The sequence below is a fragment of the Enterococcus malodoratus genome, assembly GCF_027659535.1.
GTDB classification, from domain to species: domain Bacteria; phylum Bacillota; class Bacilli; order Lactobacillales; family Enterococcaceae; genus Enterococcus_A; species Enterococcus_A malodoratus.
Map to the genome: position 1 here is coordinate 187,518 of NZ_JAQDPG010000004.1, position 17,402 is coordinate 204,919.

Below are 17,402 nucleotides of genomic sequence, written 5' to 3' on the forward strand. Positions count from 1 at the left end.
AGGAACGTAAGTAAACGCTAATTATAAATTTTTATTCCGCGATCTCATACTTGATCACGCCGTTATTTTCGTAGCCTTCCAGTTTTGCATCGGACATGCGGCGTTCAAAGAAAGAACGTTGATTGCCGTCAGCGTCGAATTTATCAGGTAAAACCAATGTTGGTTCACTGTCAGGAACTGGTTGTGATAATTGATCCTTCAAGGCATCGATGTGGCGGTCGTAAACATGAGCGTCATCGATCGACCAGTGCATCGTACCTAATTCAAAGCCTAGTTGATCAGCGATTAGGCGGTGTAAGACGGCATACTGATAAACGTTAAATGGATTGCCTAGGGCCATGTCGGCAGAGCGTTGTTTGACATGCAGATCAAGGATGCCCTTGTTGGCTTTCCAGTTGGTAGCCCAGACACAAGGTTCTAGCGTCATTTCGTCTAAATCGTCAACATCCCACAAGCTGGTCATGATGCGGCGTGAGCCGGGATTGTTTTCTAATTGATGCAGAACGTATTCGACTTGGTTCAGTTTTTCAGCGTGGTCAGGCAGCTTGCGGCATTTTTTTGCTAACTGGTAGCCGTATGCTTTACCAATCGTATTGTTTTCGTCGGTCCATTCGTTCCAGACCTTACATTTGTGGTCTTGCAGCCACGTCACGTAGTTGGATAATTCTTGCCAGATCCATTCCAATTCGATTAAGGGAGTCTTTTGGAATACGCGTTTTGATTTTAAAATCGGAATACCGTCTTCTGGAGTAATTTTAAAATTCACGCCTTGGATAAAACGAGTTGGGGCAGGGCTGCCATCGGCGTATTTTGCCCGCACCAAAGCAGGGTCTTGATCGGTGCCATTTTCAATGATATCCATGACGATGTCGCGATAAATTTTGTCGAAGCCAGTATATTCAGTCACAAGAATTCTCCTCTTTTTTTGCTTTTGTCTGAGTTTAACACATTCCGGCCGATTCGTGGATTAAAAATTCTTTAGGAATCATCTGGTTACAGTAAAGCCTGATTTTTATAGAAGAAAAAAGTTTCTAAGTCTGGATTGGTCTAGCCATTTTTGATAAAAATCTTTTTTGATCAGAGTCCAGTAATCGTTTAACGATAGAAAGAGAGTTGATCATTATTATGAAATTATTTGCGGATGAATAGAGTGATTATTCATAATAATGAAAAAAGTCTTGAAAAAAACTTTTTTTATGACTATAATTGCAAATGACAAGAGGAGTACCGAATAAAGCGGTGAGATTTCGGGAAATAGGCACAAATTCTTTTTATTTTCTCGTTAAATGTGAATTTCGTAACAAATGTTTATCGAAATTTTGATTATTTGCTTGATAGTAACTTATCGACAGTTGAATCGAGTTTAAGCAGTGCTTAGTGAATGTTTTTTGGATGTTAGTAATAGTATTTGTTTTCATAGTCGTATGTCGTCGTAGTTTGGAAGTATCAATGAAGCTTCGATTGCGATTTAAAGTTCGATGGTTCACATTTTTTATTTATCAGATTTTTGAGAATTCGGATTCAATTATTGAAAAAATTAGCGTCGTTAATTTGGATGGATTCGTCAATAACCGATAATATTTCGATATTAATAATTTCATTTAAATGAAATTAGTGGTGTTTTAATCGGAAAAGGTGATCAGATGTGTTTAGTTGGGTGATTTAAATCGATAAAGTGAAAAGAAGAGACGCTGTGAAGTGAGAGCTGTACTTATAGGAACGCACAAGGCTGGGTCAAGTACAGGATAGCGGCTCTTTTTAATAAATTTTCAAAAGGAGTTAAAAGATGAAAACAGTTTTACTAGTTGTATTGGTCGGATTCATTGGTCTACATGTAAGTGTCTTCGGCAGTGACATTTTCAAGCACAGAAAAAATCTGGGAAATGAAAGTATGCCGATTTCCATCGGGATCGGCTTTATTACCGATTTTTTTGATACGTTAGGTATCGGTGCTTTTGCTCCGACGACGCTTTTAGTGAAGGTTACAAGACAGTTAGATGACGATCGAAAGCTGCCGGGAACCTTGAATGTCAGCCACGCATTGTCTTGTTTGTTGGAAGCGCTTATTTTTATCACCGTGGTAAAGGTTGAGCCATTGACATTATTTTTATTGGTTGCTGCGGCTACTGTTGGTTCATGGATCGGTTCGAGATATGTTACGGGTCTTCCAGAGCAAAAGGTTCAATTTGTGATGGGACTGGCGTTGATTTTGACGGCGATTTTAATGACGTTAAAACAAACCGGCATGATCAATATTCTTGGAGAAGGAAATGTAGCTACGGGGTTAACGGGAGTCAAATTGATTATTGGTATTATTGGGAACTTTATTTTAGGAGCACTTATGACGATGGGTGTTGGGTTATACGCACCTTGTATGGCGATGGTTTATATGTTGGGTTTGAGTCCGTTGGTGGCTTTTCCAATCATGTCGGCCTCTTGTGCCGCATTAATGCCGGTTGCCAGTATCAATTTTATTAAAACCAATGAGTATGCTAGAAAACTGAGTTTTGGTATTACTATTGGCGGAATTATTGGGGTTATTATCGCTGCGAAATTCGTGACGGGGCTCGATATCACGGCTCTTACATGGATTGTGATCGTAGTTATTATCTTTACAGGTCTTACTTATCTGCAAAAGAGCTATAAAACAAAAGTTGCACGGAATGCCTAAAATTTTATAAAAAGGGGAAAGAGTATGTTTGAGAATGCAAAAGTAGAAGCAAAAGCAAATATTTATTTTGACGGGAAGGTTACCAGCCGAACGCTTCATTTGGAAAACGGCGAGGCTGTTACGCTGGGCTTTATGTTGGAAGGAAGTTATACGTTTAATACTCAAAAAAAAGAAATTATGAAGGTCACACAGGGTGCGATGACTGTTTTGCTGCCTAATGAGGAATCATGGAAAACAGTTAGCGAAAACGAAGAGTTCATTGTTCCAGCAAACAGTGCCTTTCAAGTGAAGATCGAAAAATATGCTGATTACACATGTTACTATGTCACTGAGGATTAGGCGGTTTTAACTGAAAAGAGAAATGGGTATCGGGAAGCACGAATTGTTTTCCGGTATCTTTTTTTGTGAATCAATCAGATTTACTGTAAGTTTTGGGCATTGAATGATGGTGAAGGATCTTTCGAATCAGTTTTTCGGTTTACTGGGTGTGATACAATAAGTGAAAAATGTGATGAGGTTGAAGGGGTGGATAAAGAGTGGATAAGAAACTTTTTTTCTTTGATATTGATGGGACGTTGACGGATCGAAGGACTGGTCAGGTCGTTCCTAGTGCAAAACGCACATTGGAGCTTTTAGAAGAGAATGGACATTTTGTGTCGATCGCGACCGGGCGTGCGCATTATAAATGCCGCAATTTATTGAGCGAGCTTGGATTAGAAAATATGGTTTGTTCTGGCGGGATGGGTGTAGTCATCAAAAATAAATTGGTGAAAAATACGCCATTGGATAGAGCAGAGGCATTAGCTGTTATTCATCAGGCTGCGGAAAAAGGCATCGGTGTGTTGGTTGCGACGGATGACTCGGAGAAAGTGTATGCTCAGAATGATCTTTTTAGAGAACAGGTTGGGCCAAGACAGGAGCCGACAGAATATTTCATTGATCCGGCCTTCAACGTGGATGAAGTGGCAGATATCTTCAAATTCTATTTGGCCTTGCCGAAGGAAAAGGACCATTTGATTCCCGAACCGACGAAATTCGCGAAGCTGCGCTTTGTTCCTGAATATACGATGTGCCAGCATGATAATAAAAAGCAAGGGATTCTCGATGTATTGGATTATTTTGCTAGACCGCAAAAGGACGTGGTGGTCTTTGGCGATGACGTGAATGATCTGGTGATGTTTGATAAAAATTGGACCAGTATCGCGATGGGAAATGCGGTAGCTGATTTGAAGGAACAGGCCGATTATGTGACGGATCGCAATGTTGATGATGGAATCTATAACGCCTGTCTGAAATTTGGCTGGATCTAGTTTTTATTCCGTTCATCTGAGTAAAAAGGAGGGTGGATTATGAAAAGTGAAGAGTTCTATCAGCAGATCGAACAGCGCTTTATTGAATGGGGTCGGGAACAAACGGATGTGCATGTTGCGTATGTCGCCGGTTCGCGGGCGCGGCTGGATCATGCGGCGGATGAGTATTCAGACTTGGATATCTTGCTTTATGTGGATGATCCGAAGCAATACCTCAACGAAAATAATTGGATCAGAAACTTCGGCAACCTGAATACCGCGATCCCATTTCAAAATGGCGGAGGAGGGTTAGAGTGGCTGTCGTTATTCGAAGGCGGCTATCAAGTTGATTTTGTGATTGATTCGCTGACGGTTTTCCAAGAACAAGCGGCTAAGGGTGTGCCGTTGGACTGGTTCCGACGCGGTTCGCGCATTCTTTTGGATAAAACAGGGACAGCTCAGCGATTGATTCCTGAGCAATTTGAGAAGACGGACTCCTCTCCAATCACTGCGGAAGGTTTCGCGTTCACCGTGAATACGTTTTGGTTTCTGGCGATTTATTTAGCGAAACAAATCGTACGAAATGAGCTATGGACGGCTAAGCTGCGAGATGCGGAATGCAAACAGGTTCTGCTGCAAACGATCGAATGGTATGAAAAAATGGTTCATGGAGAGAGTTACGATACGTGGCATGCCGGCCGCTTTATTTCCGAATGGGTGGATCAGGATGTTTTTCAGCAGTTGAACGGTGTGTTCGGAAGGTTTGACGCAGCGGATAGCTGGCGTGCGTTGCAAGAAACGATCACGCTCTATGAAGACTTATCACGTAAATTGGCTGCGCATTATGATTATTCATATCCCGAGGAATTAGTGTCAGAAGTGAAGCAGTGGATTCAGGCGCATAAATAGTAAAACGATCGAACCAGTTGAATGGCTCGATCGTTTTTTATTTCAGCGGCAATCGAATTTGGAACACGACGCCCTTTGGCTGCCAATCACGAACGGTCAGCTTGCCTTTATGCTGGTTGATGATTTGTTTGGCGATGGCCAGGCCTAAGCCGTAGCCGCCGGTTTCTTTAGAGCGGGAGCGATCTTCCCGATAAAAGCGTTCGAAGATGTGTTTCTTGTCTTCGTCGCTGATGGATGGCCCGTTGTTTTTGACTTCAATCAGCCAATTATCATTAGAAATCGCAGATTGCAGGACGATTTTTTCTTTCGCCTCGGTATATTTCAAAGCGTTGTCCAGCAAGATCACGAGGACCTGATGGATGCGTTTCTCATCGACCGCTATCGACTGATCCGCAAAGTTTTCCAGAATGAATTGTTTGTCGTTCATTTCAGCGATTTCTTGGAAGGGCTGGGCTAATTGCTGGATGAAGGCCTTTGGATCGACGTCTTCTTTTTGCAAAAGCAGCTGATTAGAATCACTGCGGGCCAAAATCAGCAGGTCTTCGGTCAAGCTATTCATCCGCCGCGTCTCATTCAACGCTTGGGCGATCGGTTCGGATTCTTCCAGAATAGTGTGATCCGGTCTAGTGAACAATTGCTGCAGACTGTTTTGAATGATAGCCAGCGGCGTGCGCAATTCGTGGGAAGCATTCTCGACAAATTCCTGCTGCTTGCGCCAAGAATTCATGATCGGCTGCATGTTCATTTTTGAAATATAGAAACTTATCCCGATAGAAATCAGCCAAAAGGCGATCATACAGAGAATCAAAATTGTTTCGAAGGTCTTCATCGAATCCGCGATTTGGTTGGTGTTGGCCAAAAATTGAATATAGGCGATCCCATCGTTTTGCTCGGCCTTGATCGTATAGGAACGGAAGGATAATTTTTGTGCTGAATCTGACGAATTCTTCAGATTCAGGGCTTGGATGGAATCGAGCTGCTTCGTATTCAAGCTTAACTTTTCTAATTCAGTGAAGCGCCCGCCGATCACTTCCTTATTCAAAATTTTACCATCCTTTGACCACAGGATGATCTGAGTATTGAACCGATTTTTTCCGTCGGGAATCTGGTCCATGTCCTGTTCATTCGGCGGCTGCTGAGACAAAAACGGATTGCCTTGCTGGTAGCGATTGATCTCCATTTGGATCAAATGCTCACTTTCCGCCATCTTCTTTAGGGAAAGGTCCGTTTGCCGATAGGCGGAGCTTTGCAGCAGCTGCAGGGTTATGAACCCGAGCAGGAGAAAGATCACCGCAAAGGCCGCGACATTGATGAAGAAAAATTTTAGGCGTTGTTTTCTCGAAATTTCTGTGTTCATAGCGTCAATCCTTTTGTAAGATGTAGCCGACGTTCCGCAATGTTTTAAACAATTGATCGGCGCCGGTCGGTTTTAGATGTTTGCGTAAATGACTCATGTAGACTTCCACGACGGTGATGGTCGTATCAGAATCGAAGCCCCAAATGCGATCAAAAATTTGTTCCTTGGTTAAGATCACGCCCTTATTTTGTATGAAATAAACCAAGAGATCAAATTCCTTTCCTTGAATCGGCAGCACGTTATCGTCGACCGTTACTTCTTTCGTTGCGAGGTTGCAGCTGATATTTTTATAGACGATTTGATTCTCGTCAAACAATCCCAGCGAGCGTTTCAATAGGGCTTTGACCCGCATGATCAATTCTTCGCGATAAAAAGGTTTCGTTAAATAATCATCAGCGCCTTTTTGAAAGCCTGTGATTTTATCCTCCAGACTATCTTTAGCGGTTAAAATCAAGACCGGTGTCTGGATATTCTTTTTCCGTAATTCTGCTAAGACTTCATAGCCGTTTTTCCCCGGCAGCATCAAATCCAACAAAATCAGATCGTAAACACCGCTTTCTGCTTCAAACAAGCCTTCTTCACCATCGTAGACCTGCTTGATTTGTCCTAGGTCACTAATTATCTCCTTGATATTATCTGAAAGCGTCGCTTCATCTTCTACTATTAATAGGTTTATCATCGAACGTTTGCACTCCTTTTTCGTGTTAGGAAAAGTATTTTCCGCTTGCACACAAATTTATAAAGCTCTAAATCTAATGAGCGTTCTTTCTTCATTAATACTCCCTCAGTTTACCATGCTTTCCTAAATCAACCTTAAAACTTTTTGCGTTGTGCTTAAGCTTCGGTTAAGCCAGCTTAACTATTCTACAAACAGTCACATGAAGAATGACGAAGCGATTAGAGGAGGAAGCAGTATGAACTATATCAAACGGGCCACTCAAAGCCTTTGGGCAAAGAAAGGACGCAGCATCATTATGATCGCCGTCTTTTCAGCAATCTTAATTTTTGTCTTAGCGGGCTTAACGATCCGCAGCGGCGCCGAACTGGCGACGACGAATGCGAAAAAAAGTGTCGGAGCGACAGTAACGCTATCGACCAATCGGGAGGCGATGTTCAATCAGCAGTCAGAAACAGATTCTGATGAAGAAACGACGCGGCCTGATCCGGGCAGCTTTGAACGGACACCCGTTAATTTGAGTGACGCAGAAAAAATTGCCAAGCTTTCAAATGTAAAATCTTACTCATTTGAAGCTAGCACCTCAGCGGACAAAAGCACAGGGATCACACCGATCTCGAGTGATAGCGATAGTGAAGAGACATCATCTGATGAGCAGGCCAGCGGATTTGGCGGACAAGGTGCCCCCGGCGGCATGAGCCAAGGAGATTTCCAGATCAAAGGGGTATCCCAAAGCAGTGCGTACAGTGAATTTTCATCCGGAACCGCCAGTCTGGTAAAAGGTGAGGCGATTACTTCAAAAGATGAAGGTAGCAATAATGTGCTGATCGAACAAAGCTTAGCCGAAGCCAATGATTTAAGCGTCGGCGACACGTTCAAAATTAAAGACAGCAACGATAAGGACGTCGAGGTCACGGTCAAAGGGATTTATAAAACGAGTAACTCTGGCGATAGCATGAGTGCACGTTTCAACTTTATGAACCCGGCTAATACGATCTTTTCATCTTATACAATGGTCAATACGTTGGCTGGTTCGGATGGAAAAACGATCGATTCAGCTGTTTATAACTTAACCGATCCGAAAGATATGGACAGTTTCGTTAAGCAAGCTAACAAATTAATCGATACAGATACCTTTAGTTTAGAAACCAATGATCAAATGTACCAACAAATGCTGCAGCCATTGAACAACGTTTCGAGCTTTGCGAAAAATATCGTGATCTTAGTCGCGGCAGCTGGAGTGATTATTTTAACGCTGATCATCATGCTGTCAATCCGCGAACGAAAATATGAGATTGGTGTACTGCTTTCATTAGGCGAATCACGGGTCAAAGTCATTTCACAATTCTTCGTGGAAATCTTTGTCTGCATGATCTTTGCCTTAGGTATCGCGGCGGCTAGCGGCAACGTTGTGGGCAATGCGGTGGGCAATCAATTGTTGAGCCAGCAAACGACTTCTCAAAATACCGATGGACAAGCCGATGCAGCAGGAAACGGCGGACCTGGTCAAGGTCAAGCGCCTGGCGGCGGCAATGGCGGTCCGCGCGGCGGCGGTCAAATGGGCAGCAATCCATTTACCCAATCAGAAGAAATCCAAGAACTGAATATCTCAATGCAGCCGACAGAAATTTTAAGTCTTGCAGGGATCGGATTAGGCATCAGTTTATTCTCGATCGTCTTATCATCAGCTGGAATTCTGCGATTAAATCCGAAGAAAATCTTGATTTCTTAGACAAAGGAGGAATTTTTTTATGACATTATCAACGAAGGATTTAGGTTACTGGTATGAAAACAACGGACCATTATTTGAAAAGGTCAATCTAACTTTTGAAAAAGGCAAAATGTACGCCATTCTTGGTACCAGCGGGTCAGGGAAAACGACTTTTTTATCCCTGATCGCAGGGCTAGATACACCGAAAAGCGGCGAGATTCTATACAACGATACCTCGCTGAAAAAGATCGGCTTACGGGAATATCGCCGCAAGGATGTGTCGATTGTTTTCCAAGCGTATAACTTACTGCCGTATTTATCCGCGGTGGACAACGTAGTGACCGCGATGGAGATTGCGCAAAGCCAGCAGGCAGATAAAAAAGCGTATGCTCTGGCTAATTTAGAAAAGGTCGGCATCACTAAAGAGCTGGCTGAGAAAAAAGTCACCCTTTTATCTGGTGGTCAGCAACAGCGGGTCGCAATCACGCGTGCCTTATGTTGTGAACATGAGTTGATTGTTGCCGATGAGCCAACCGGAAACTTGGATGAGGCAACTTCTGGCGAAATCGTCAGACTGTTTCAGGAAATCGCTCATGAACAGCAGAAATGTATTATTTTAGTCACCCACGAACAGGAAGTCGCCAAAGCGTGCGATGTGGTGTATGAGCTGAAAAATCAAGCGTTTAGTCAAGTTTCTTAGAAGCAAATCGATGAAGGAGGAAGTGAATGAAGGCAACCTTAAAGAAGATGAGCTGCTTTATTGGTTTGACAGTTTCCTTAGCAGGATGCGGTGTGAGCGGCACGGTGTCAAATGAAACGGCAATAGATCAGCTTTCCGTTTCCTTGAATGAAGAGTGGCAGGAAGATCAGACGGAAAAGGAAAAAAGGTACCAGTCACTGTTGAATAGCGGCGAGTACGATGAAGACAATATGTATGTAAAGCTTGATCCTTACGGTGCCAGCCCACTTTCGGCGCTTCTGCTTTTTCAAACGGATGAAGCGATGAAGGTCGAGATTTCTGTCGCAGGCAAAGACGAGAACACGACGATCAAGAATAATTCTGAAGACTATACAACAGAGCATAGTCTTCCGGTTTTGGGACTATATGCGGATACAGAAAATGAAGTAACGGTGACTTTGACCGATGAGGTTGGAAACAGCGTGGAAAAAACGGTGGCGATTAAAACAGGAACGCTGCCGGATTCCATCGCGAATATCGATGTCAAAGAAGCCGATACATCCAAAATGGACTTGGGCGATAGCGAGTTGACCTTTGTCGTTCCGAGTACGAAGCGCGCATATGCCTTTGATGCAAATGGCGATGTGCGCTGGTATTCAACTCGCTATAATAGTCATATTTTTAAGGAATTAAGCAACGGTAATTTACTCTATCTTACGAAGGAAAGCAACGATGCCGATACCTACAATGTGCTGTTGGAAACGGACTATGTGGGGAAAATCTACAAGCGTTATGATTTTTCCAGCTCCAGCGCCGCAAATGATACAGGTAAAAGTGAAGGAGAGATGACGGTCATCCATCACGACGGCATCGAGCTGCCAAACGGTAATTTACTGCTGACGGTCAATGACGGCAGTAATTACATTGAAGATACGATGATCGAATTGAATCGTGAAACTGGCGAGATCGAGAAAACAATCGATTTGAAGGATGTTTTGCCGGAGGCTTTTTACGAAGACTACGATTCAACGAGCCGTGAGGATGGCAAAATTGACTGGTTCCACCAAAATTCGGTGGAGTATGACGAAGCAGACAACAGCATAATTATTTCGGGGAGGCATCAAGATACGATTATGAAAATTGACTATGATACTTCCGAGATCAAATGGATCATGGGGGACAGTGACGGATGGCCGCAAAGCTATCAGAAGTATTTTTTAGCTGGCGATGTCAAAGCCAGCGGCGGACAACATGCGGCGATCGTCCTGCCTGATCAGGATGATAATGCGGATACAACGGATATTCTGTATTACGACAACAATATTTCGGTCACTCGCGGAGATGAAGCGACCTCAGAAAAATACTCGGAAGCTCGCCAAGTCCGCATCGACGAAAAAGAAATGACGATCGAAGAAGTCTGGACTTTCGGTGAAGAACTAGGTAAAGCCTATTACACCAAAATCATCGGCAGTGCCCGCTATTTAAACAGCACCGGCAACCGTTTAGTCAATTTTGGCTATCGAGACGAAGGCCAGACAAGTTCGATTCTGGAAGTTACCGAAGAAGGCGAGACCGTCTTCGATGCTGACCTCACTGATTTTCCAACTAGCGCTTGGGCTTATCGCGCGGAGCGGCTTTCGCTTTATAATGGGAAGTGGACGTATCAGTTGGATTAGGAATAGGGAAAGGCCGCGGAGGTTCCGCGGCTTTTTTCAATTTGAAAATCACTCTAGCGAAAAATAGGCTGATAGTTCCTCTATTTTAGCCATAAGCTTCTTTGAAAATCAGAATTGTGGATTGTATGACTTAGATAAAGAAGTGGATGTATGCTTAGAATAAGCGCGTTGGAGGGTTACCAATTCTGACCCAGAAATAGAGTAGAAATTTATTCAGTATTACTATAAAGTAATTAGTAGTAATGCTTTATAGATGATGGGGGCTGAAGGAATGGTTAATAAGGATTGGTACCAAAAAAGAGAAGGGCAAGCGGAGCATTTGGTCTATTTGGATAACGAAGGAAAGGAACTTGAAAAATTGATCAATGGTGAGAAATCAATGATCATTCGCGGCGCGGCTGGCAAAAAGAGTCCGCTGGGTGGACGAGCAAAAGAGAACGATATCCTATACTTTGTTGAAAAGGGTGGAAAAATGGAAATCACTCATCGCGGTGTTTTAACCAAGGTGATTGAGAAATACAAAATGACTCCGGAAGAATCGACTGAATTCATTAAAGGTTTTGGTCAGGAGCTTAATTTATCTGAAAAACAAAAGACTAGATGGTATGGGAAAAAGTGCATCGGAATCTATGAAGTTAGCCATTTAGAGAAGATTGAGCCGTTTTATTATAATCGAGAAAAAAATATGGATGACTGGATTATTACAGATAACATTGAGGATATTAAAGTGAAATAGGACCATTTCTTAAAGGAACACAAAAAATTATAAAGATAATCAAACACCCAATGGCTAAGTTGAACGGTCATTGGGTGTTATTTTGTGGCTTTTTTCTTTTGCTAATATGATGGTTCTCTTCTTTTAGGAAACAAATCAGCTGGCCCATTTAAAATGTGTTGGCAGAATTGTTCTTGACGAGGAAATATTCATATGAAATAATAAACATATGAATAGACTGTCATGTGAATTTGAATAAAGGAGGAAACGAAATGATGGTTAGGATTGTTGCATTTTTAGGTGTATCAGCTTTTTATCTGATCTATCTGGGAAAGGCATTGATGCTGAAACGGCAAGGAATTACGGTAAATCTGTTGGGAGAGAAAGCAAATTCAAGCGAGAAGTATTTTGAAATCGTTTTGCGGATCATGACAGGAATCGGTGGCGTGATTCAATTTCTCGCACCTTTTCTATTTGAAGTGAATGGAACAGGGGGGCGTTGTTTTGGGTTAGGGCTGATCTTCTTAAGTGTAATGGTATTTTTTATCGCTGTCAGAGCGATGGGATTGAATTGGCGTGCAGGATTTAATGACGCTCAGCGGACCGAACTGGTGACTACTGGGATCTATCGTTTCAGCCGCAATCCGGCGTTTGTTGCTTTTGATTTATTGTATTTGGGATTGGCGATCGTTTTCCCGAATATATTGATGATTTTAACGGCGCTGCTGGCGATTATTTTGTTTGATCAGCAAATTCGGGGTGAGGAGAAGTATTTAGTGACGACTTTTGGGGAAGGCTATCGGCGTTATCGCTTGAAAGTTCGAAGGTATTTTTAAATGAAAAACTTCTCTCCATTGTATATGTCTTAATTGAGGCGGAGATCATTATGACGCTAATCCCGAATGTTCAATCGTTCGTTAGCTGAATATTATCAAAAAAAACGTTACGAGGAGCACAGACGATAATGTGTAAAAAAAGGAATCGAAGAACTCGATTCCTTTTTTCTGTGTTTAGTTAAGCAGGCCTTTCTTTTTTCCCACTAGAATGGCGTCTTTTCGATTGGTTACGCCAAGCTTGCGATAAGCAGCACTTAAGTGGAACTTTATTGTATGGACTGTCAAACCGGTCATTTCAGCGATCTCAGAGTTTTTGTAACCCTGTGATAGGAGCTTCAGCATTGTGTGTTGCTGCTTAGACAGTTTGACTCGCGGTGTTTGAATATGGCAGGCAATCCCTTTTTGTGTTGCTGCATACTGTTCTGCTAATGTGATGGACTTCGTTAAGAAACCAAGGTCAACGAGTGATGTTTTTTTACCGCTGATAATTAGTAATCGAAGCTTATTTAGGATAGGCAAAATAGCGGCTCCTTCAGCAGCGACAACACGCAGATAATCGGATTCCTGCAAGATAATCAACGCAGATTCTAGATAAGAAACAGCTTTCCGCTGATGATTGATATTCCAGGCCAAAATTGCTTGTAAAATGGTGGCTTCGGCGGCATCTGTAGGGCGATGAAAGCCTTCAGCAAGCTCTCTTAGTCGCTCTAAAAAGGCTGCTGCTTCGACGGTCTTGTTAGAAATGAGTAGAGCACGAGCCGTTATAAAATGCTGATAAATTCGGTAAAGCGCCAAATTTTCTATATCATCTGAGAAATTTGCCTGCAACCAATCGTTCGCGGCAGTCTGATTGCCGTTATGCAGAGCTAAATCCGTCTCAAAGGCCTGATTGTTTTCTTGGAAGGTCTGATTGGCGTTTTGGGAGAACTTTCGAGCCAACGTAAGAGCGTCCGAGAAATGATTTGCTGAATCAGGCAGCGCAGCATAGATCGCCGCCTGCAGCATCAAACAGCAGAAGGTCGTTTCCTCATCATTTTTCTGCTTTTGAAGTAAGCGTCCTGCTTCTGTAACAACCCCCAACGCTTTATCTAATTGATTCTTCTCATACAAAATTCCTGCTTTAGTTAAAAGTAATAAGATGGTTCCACGGTCGCCAAAGATCGACTGGACAAGAAACGTTGGAAATTGGATAGCAGACAACTGCTTCAAATCGGCGAAATCCCGACAGGAACGATGAAAAAAGGGCAATTGCATGGTCAGTGTACTCCACTTTAAACGACTCTCAAATTTTTTTATCACCGGATATTTGAGCAGTTTCTTAACGATCTGTCCAAGTTTTTTTCGGGAATCAATAAGGGTGATCAATAATGAATCCGGTAAAAATTCTGGATACTTCTCAGCAATCATCGGCAGATTTGCTTCAATCTGATCGAAACAGTACTCAGCCATCAAAGCGTCACCTACCAGAAAATAATAGCCGGCAAACTGTGAATACAGATAGGGATAAGGGAACTCCTTTTGCGAAAATAAAGTATTGACTGAATGCGTACAAAAAACATTGATGAACTCTTTGACGGAAATAGTTGTTTGTGTATGGCCGCCGCCTTCGATCAGATAATTCACCTGTTGAATGGTTGATTGATCTCCGCTTTTCAGTGCGAATCCCCGGGCCATGAAAATTTCATTTTGTGCCAAATAGTAGTTTGAAGCAGTTTTGTACAGCTGCGCGACGTTTGCACGCTCTTGCTTCATGAGCTGCTCCTGTAAAAAATCGATGAAAAGCTGATGATAGCGGTAATGGTCTTTGCTATAGCGAATAATAAAAAAATTCCTCGTGCATAAATCCTCTAAAATGTCTTGACTGTCGGTTCGGCCGGTCAATTGATCTGCCAGTTTGGGTGTGATTCTTTTTGCAATAGAGGTTTTAAGTAAAAATTCTTGCTGCTCCACATTGAACGTACGCCAAATATCGTTACTGAAATACTCGTGGAAGAACCCTTTGGTTGAAAAGCTTGGCTCTATTGATCCTGTAGCAGCTAGTGCATTGATTCCCATTGGCCAACCGTTTGTTTTTTGTTGAATCCTGTTGATGTCTGTTTTACTGAGGGCCCGTTTTCTTAATTGGAAGTACTGCTTGGTCTCTGCATAAGAGAAGGCAAGTTGTTCAATGGTAATTTGTTCACAACAGGTGTCTCCTCCAGCAGTGCGATACTCAAATGGATCAATATCATCACGTGTCAGAATGAGCGTAGTAAATGAATGCGGCAGTCGCTTTTGAACAGCGAAAAAAGCTTTTCGAATTTGTTTATCCGTAATTAGATGTGCATCGTCCAGAACGAGTACGTGCTGATTTGGATCAGGGATAAAGTGATTGATCAATTGAATCGCGGACTCTAAGGGATGAATACTAAAAGCTGGATCATTGAAAATCGTGAGCATCGCCTGATTATTTGGCTGCAGAGACAGCAGAGATTTACATAGTAGACTGAAGAAAACCGCCGGCGCATTATCATACTCATCCAAGCTGATCCAAAGAACCTCACGTACTGCTTTATCTAGCCAAAGTTTGGTAGAAACGGTTTTTCCAAAACCAGCCGGGGCAGTCACGTAGACTATTCTTTTCCTAGCCGCTGCTTCAAAGTGATGTATAAGTTCTTCCCGCGGAGCCAAGATAGTCGGCAATTCTGGAGCCAAAAATTTATCAATCATTAAATAGGAAACCACTAGTATGAGAACCTCCTTTTGCAGCAAATAGTTCATAACGGATTGTTTCCGCTCTCATTCATTTTAAGTGATTTCAAATGAAACAGCAAAAGAATATGCAACGTAGTGAAGCTCCAGATAGTATTCGTATTATATTACAATTATATTACAAAAAACCTATTCCGAGTGAAAGAGGGTCCGTTATTTTGTTGAAAACAACCCTATCCTCTGTAATGAAATGGCGATTATTTTAAATTAAAATTAATAAAGAGAGTATTTGATTAATTTTATATTTGTGACTCTATGCTGCTTTTTAAAGAGTAAGAAGCTCTTCTATAAAGCAATCGTTTGGCTATCTCTTGCCGTTTTCGGAGTATCTCATTTTAGTTGTATGAAGAAAAATTATATTGAGGAGGTGGAGGATTGAAAGTACCTATATTTTTTTGAAATAAATTTTTGAAAAGAAAGGGAGCGAGAACGTTGAAGAAAAGATTTAGTTTTGGCCTTAGTGTTTTGTTGATCGGTTTATTATTTAGTTTATTTCTAAGTACAAAGGCAGAAGCTGCTACAAACGATATGTATCGATTGTATAATCCAAACAGCGGCGAACACTTTTACACAGCAAACACACATGAACGAGATTTGTTAAAACGAGTTGGCTGGAGTGATGAGGGGATCGGCTGGTATGCCCCAACTAGTGGTGACCCGGGTATATCGGGTTTATAATCCGAATGCGGGAGATCATCACTACACACCGCATAAATCTGAACGAGATCACTTAGTAAAAGTTGGCTGGAGAAATGAAGGGGTCGGCTGGTATTCTGATAAAAATAAAACGATCCCACTGTATCGTGCATATAATCCGAACGCTAGAGCCGGAAGTCATAATTACACGATTAGTAAGGCTGAACAGAATCATTTAATCAAAGTTGGTTGGAAAAACGAAAATATTGCTTGGTATGGCGCAAAAAAATCAAGCGTACCTAAAGTGAATAAAACGGAATTACAAGCACTTTATAATAAAGTTAAGGGTACCGGTAAGGAAAATTATACCGACACAACATGGAATGTATTTCAAAATGCCTTAAGCCATGCAAAAAGTGTGTTAGTCAATGGGAAAGTAACGCAAGCACAAGTAACTAGTGCTAAGGATGCACTTCAAAAGGCGTTTGATGGATTGAAGAAAGAACCTGAAGTCAAAAGTTTTAGCGCTGTAGCAGGAGATAATGGTTCAATAACCGGTACAGCAAATGGAACTTATGCGGATGGAACGCAGATATCTGTTACAGCGACCCCAGACCCGGGATATAAGTTTAAGACATGGACAACGACAACTGGATTGCCAGCAGGCACCAATACAGACAGCGCCACGGTCAGCTTCAACATGCCAGCAAATGCAGTAACGCTGGTGGCTGAGTTTGAAGAAATCCATACTTTCAGTGCCACAGCGGGAGATAATGGCTCAATAACCGGTACAGAAAACGGGGATTATTCAGAAGGGACCAAAATCTCAGTTACAGCAACTCCAGACCCGGGATATAAGTTTAAGACATGGACAACGACAACTGGATTGCCAGCAGGAACTGATACAGACAGCGCCACGGTCAGCTTCAACATGCCAGCAAATGCAGTGACGCTGGTGGCTGAGTTTGAAGTTGCAGTGGTTTATCAAATAGGTGACTATTATCCCGATCCTAGCGATTCCACGACAGCTATAGGTAAGGTGTTTGAAGTTAGTAAGGGCGGTATTGAAGGAAAAATAGTGAATACCGAGGCTTCTCCTGGATTATCATGGGGTCCTAGTAATGCTGGCACAGAGGCGACCAATGAGACGGACGGGCTTTCGAACATGGCAGTTATAACGTCACAACTCGATTGGAAAAACACTTATCCATTGTTCGCATGGGTGGATGGAAAAAATCCGGAAGGAACTACCTATTCTTCGGGACGGACTGGAATATGGTATGTGCCGGCAAAACAAGAACTCCAAGCAATTAGAGATAGTGGAATCTGGTTTTCTAAAAATACATGGTCATCCACAGATAATGTTTCAAACATTACTCAAGCGTGGTCGTACGAACCCTTTACCGCAAGAATGGTGGGAAATGATAAAGGGTGGCAATACCCAACATATGCGGTTTCAGCGTTTAATTAACGTAATTGTGATAGCAGACAAAGAA

Annotated in this window: 15 protein-coding genes; 11 read left to right on the forward strand and 4 right to left on the reverse strand. The window is 42.3% G+C overall.

Annotated features, from left to right (window positions below):
- Nucleotides 1-31 precede the first annotated feature (31 nt).
- Nucleotides 32-907: a thymidylate synthase gene (gene thyA, locus PGP85_RS08535; RefSeq protein ID WP_270327027.1), complete on the reverse strand. Its 876-nt coding sequence runs from the start codon at nucleotides 905-907 to the stop codon at nucleotides 32-34.
- A gap of 879 nt (nucleotides 908-1,786) precedes the next feature.
- Between thyA and PGP85_RS08540 the strand changes: the two genes are divergently transcribed.
- The 4 genes from PGP85_RS08540 to PGP85_RS08555 all read left to right on the forward strand — a co-directional run bounded on the left by PGP85_RS08540 (nucleotide 1,787) and on the right by PGP85_RS08555 (nucleotide 4,869).
- A complete protein-coding gene (locus PGP85_RS08540) occupies nucleotides 1,787-2,671 on the forward strand; it encodes a sulfite exporter TauE/SafE family protein (protein ID WP_270327028.1) in 885 nt (294 codons plus the stop codon).
- Nucleotides 2,672-2,695: 24 nt separating this feature from the next.
- Nucleotides 2,696-3,010 (forward strand): pyrimidine/purine nucleoside phosphorylase, encoded by a 315-nt coding sequence (gene ppnP, locus PGP85_RS08545; protein ID WP_010741444.1) that lies wholly within the window; start codon nucleotides 2,696-2,698, stop codon nucleotides 3,008-3,010.
- Between the two features lie 197 nt (nucleotides 3,011-3,207).
- The gene (locus PGP85_RS08550; RefSeq protein WP_010741443.1) at nucleotides 3,208-3,981 is read left to right on the forward strand and encodes an HAD hydrolase family protein; all 774 of its coding nucleotides are present in this window, start codon (nucleotides 3,208-3,210) and stop codon (nucleotides 3,979-3,981) included.
- A gap of 39 nt (nucleotides 3,982-4,020) precedes the next feature.
- Nucleotides 4,021-4,869 (forward strand): aminoglycoside 6-adenylyltransferase, encoded by an 849-nt coding sequence (locus PGP85_RS08555; protein ID WP_010741442.1) that lies wholly within the window; start codon nucleotides 4,021-4,023, stop codon nucleotides 4,867-4,869.
- 37 nt (nucleotides 4,870-4,906) lie between these two features.
- Here the strand turns inward: PGP85_RS08555 and PGP85_RS08560 are convergent, their stop codons facing one another.
- Together PGP85_RS08560 and PGP85_RS08565 are read right to left on the reverse strand one after the other, a co-directional pair.
- Nucleotides 4,907-6,226, reverse strand: coding sequence for a sensor histidine kinase (locus PGP85_RS08560; protein ID WP_270327029.1), 1,320 nt, complete (start codon nucleotides 6,224-6,226; stop codon nucleotides 4,907-4,909).
- Between the two features lie 4 nt (nucleotides 6,227-6,230).
- Nucleotides 6,231-6,905: a response regulator transcription factor gene (locus tag PGP85_RS08565; RefSeq protein WP_090407154.1), complete on the reverse strand. Its 675-nt coding sequence runs from the start codon at nucleotides 6,903-6,905 to the stop codon at nucleotides 6,231-6,233.
- Nucleotides 6,906-7,140: 235 nt separating this feature from the next.
- On the opposite strand from PGP85_RS08565, the gene PGP85_RS08570 reads away from it, so the two are divergent.
- The 5 genes from PGP85_RS08570 to PGP85_RS08590 all read left to right on the forward strand — a co-directional run bounded on the left by PGP85_RS08570 (nucleotide 7,141) and on the right by PGP85_RS08590 (nucleotide 12,519).
- Entirely contained in the window at nucleotides 7,141-8,634 is a 1,494-nt protein-coding gene (locus tag PGP85_RS08570) for an ABC transporter permease (protein WP_270327031.1), read from the forward strand.
- 19 nt (nucleotides 8,635-8,653) lie between these two features.
- Entirely contained in the window at nucleotides 8,654-9,313 is a 660-nt protein-coding gene (locus tag PGP85_RS08575; RefSeq protein WP_010741438.1) for an ABC transporter ATP-binding protein, read from the forward strand.
- 26 nt (nucleotides 9,314-9,339) lie between these two features.
- Complete coding sequence (locus PGP85_RS08580) at nucleotides 9,340-10,968, forward strand: aryl-sulfate sulfotransferase (protein ID WP_010741437.1); 1,629 nt, start codon at nucleotides 9,340-9,342, stop codon at nucleotides 10,966-10,968.
- Nucleotides 10,969-11,239: 271 nt separating this feature from the next.
- A complete protein-coding gene (locus PGP85_RS08585; protein WP_270327033.1) occupies nucleotides 11,240-11,704 on the forward strand; it encodes a hypothetical protein in 465 nt (154 codons plus the stop codon).
- Nucleotides 11,705-11,955: 251 nt separating this feature from the next.
- Nucleotides 11,956-12,519, forward strand: coding sequence for a methyltransferase family protein (locus PGP85_RS08590; protein WP_270327035.1), 564 nt, complete (start codon nucleotides 11,956-11,958; stop codon nucleotides 12,517-12,519).
- Nucleotides 12,520-12,693: 174 nt separating this feature from the next.
- On the opposite strand, the gene PGP85_RS08595 is transcribed toward PGP85_RS08590, so the two are convergent.
- A complete protein-coding gene (locus PGP85_RS08595) occupies nucleotides 12,694-15,243 on the reverse strand; it encodes a LuxR C-terminal-related transcriptional regulator (RefSeq protein WP_270327037.1) in 2,550 nt (849 codons plus the stop codon).
- 459 nt (nucleotides 15,244-15,702) lie between these two features.
- Between PGP85_RS08595 and PGP85_RS08600 the strand changes: the two genes are divergently transcribed.
- Nucleotides 15,703-15,948 (forward strand): hypothetical protein, encoded by a 246-nt coding sequence (locus tag PGP85_RS08600; RefSeq protein ID WP_270327039.1) that lies wholly within the window; start codon nucleotides 15,703-15,705, stop codon nucleotides 15,946-15,948.
- Complete coding sequence (locus PGP85_RS08605) at nucleotides 15,908-17,377, forward strand: InlB B-repeat-containing protein (RefSeq protein ID WP_270327041.1); 1,470 nt, start codon at nucleotides 15,908-15,910, stop codon at nucleotides 17,375-17,377. Before PGP85_RS08600 ends, PGP85_RS08605 begins: the two co-directional genes overlap by 41 nt.
- Nucleotides 17,378-17,402 lie beyond the last annotated feature (25 nt).

Coding starts and splice junctions, on each gene's coding strand:
- PGP85_RS08575 (WP_010741438.1), top strand. CDS start 8,654: ATGACATTATCAACGAAGGATTTAGGTTACTGGTATGAAAACAACGGA.
- ppnP (WP_010741444.1), top strand. CDS start 2,696: ATGTTTGAGAATGCAAAAGTAGAAGCAAAAGCAAATATTTATTTTGAC.
- PGP85_RS08570 (WP_270327031.1), top strand. CDS start 7,141: ATGAACTATATCAAACGGGCCACTCAAAGCCTTTGGGCAAAGAAAGGA.
- PGP85_RS08555 (WP_010741442.1), top strand. CDS start 4,021: ATGAAAAGTGAAGAGTTCTATCAGCAGATCGAACAGCGCTTTATTGAA.
- PGP85_RS08585 (WP_270327033.1), top strand. CDS start 11,240: ATGGTTAATAAGGATTGGTACCAAAAAAGAGAAGGGCAAGCGGAGCAT.
- PGP85_RS08540 (WP_270327028.1), top strand. CDS start 1,787: ATGAAAACAGTTTTACTAGTTGTATTGGTCGGATTCATTGGTCTACAT.
- PGP85_RS08580 (WP_010741437.1), top strand. CDS start 9,340: ATGAAGGCAACCTTAAAGAAGATGAGCTGCTTTATTGGTTTGACAGTT.
- PGP85_RS08560 (WP_270327029.1), bottom strand. CDS start 6,226: ATGAACACAGAAATTTCGAGAAAACAACGCCTAAAATTTTTCTTCATC.
- PGP85_RS08605 (WP_270327041.1), top strand. CDS start 15,908: ATGCCCCAACTAGTGGTGACCCGGGTATATCGGGTTTATAATCCGAAT.
- PGP85_RS08565 (WP_090407154.1), bottom strand. CDS start 6,905: ATGATAAACCTATTAATAGTAGAAGATGAAGCGACGCTTTCAGATAAT.
- PGP85_RS08590 (WP_270327035.1), top strand. CDS start 11,956: ATGATGGTTAGGATTGTTGCATTTTTAGGTGTATCAGCTTTTTATCTG.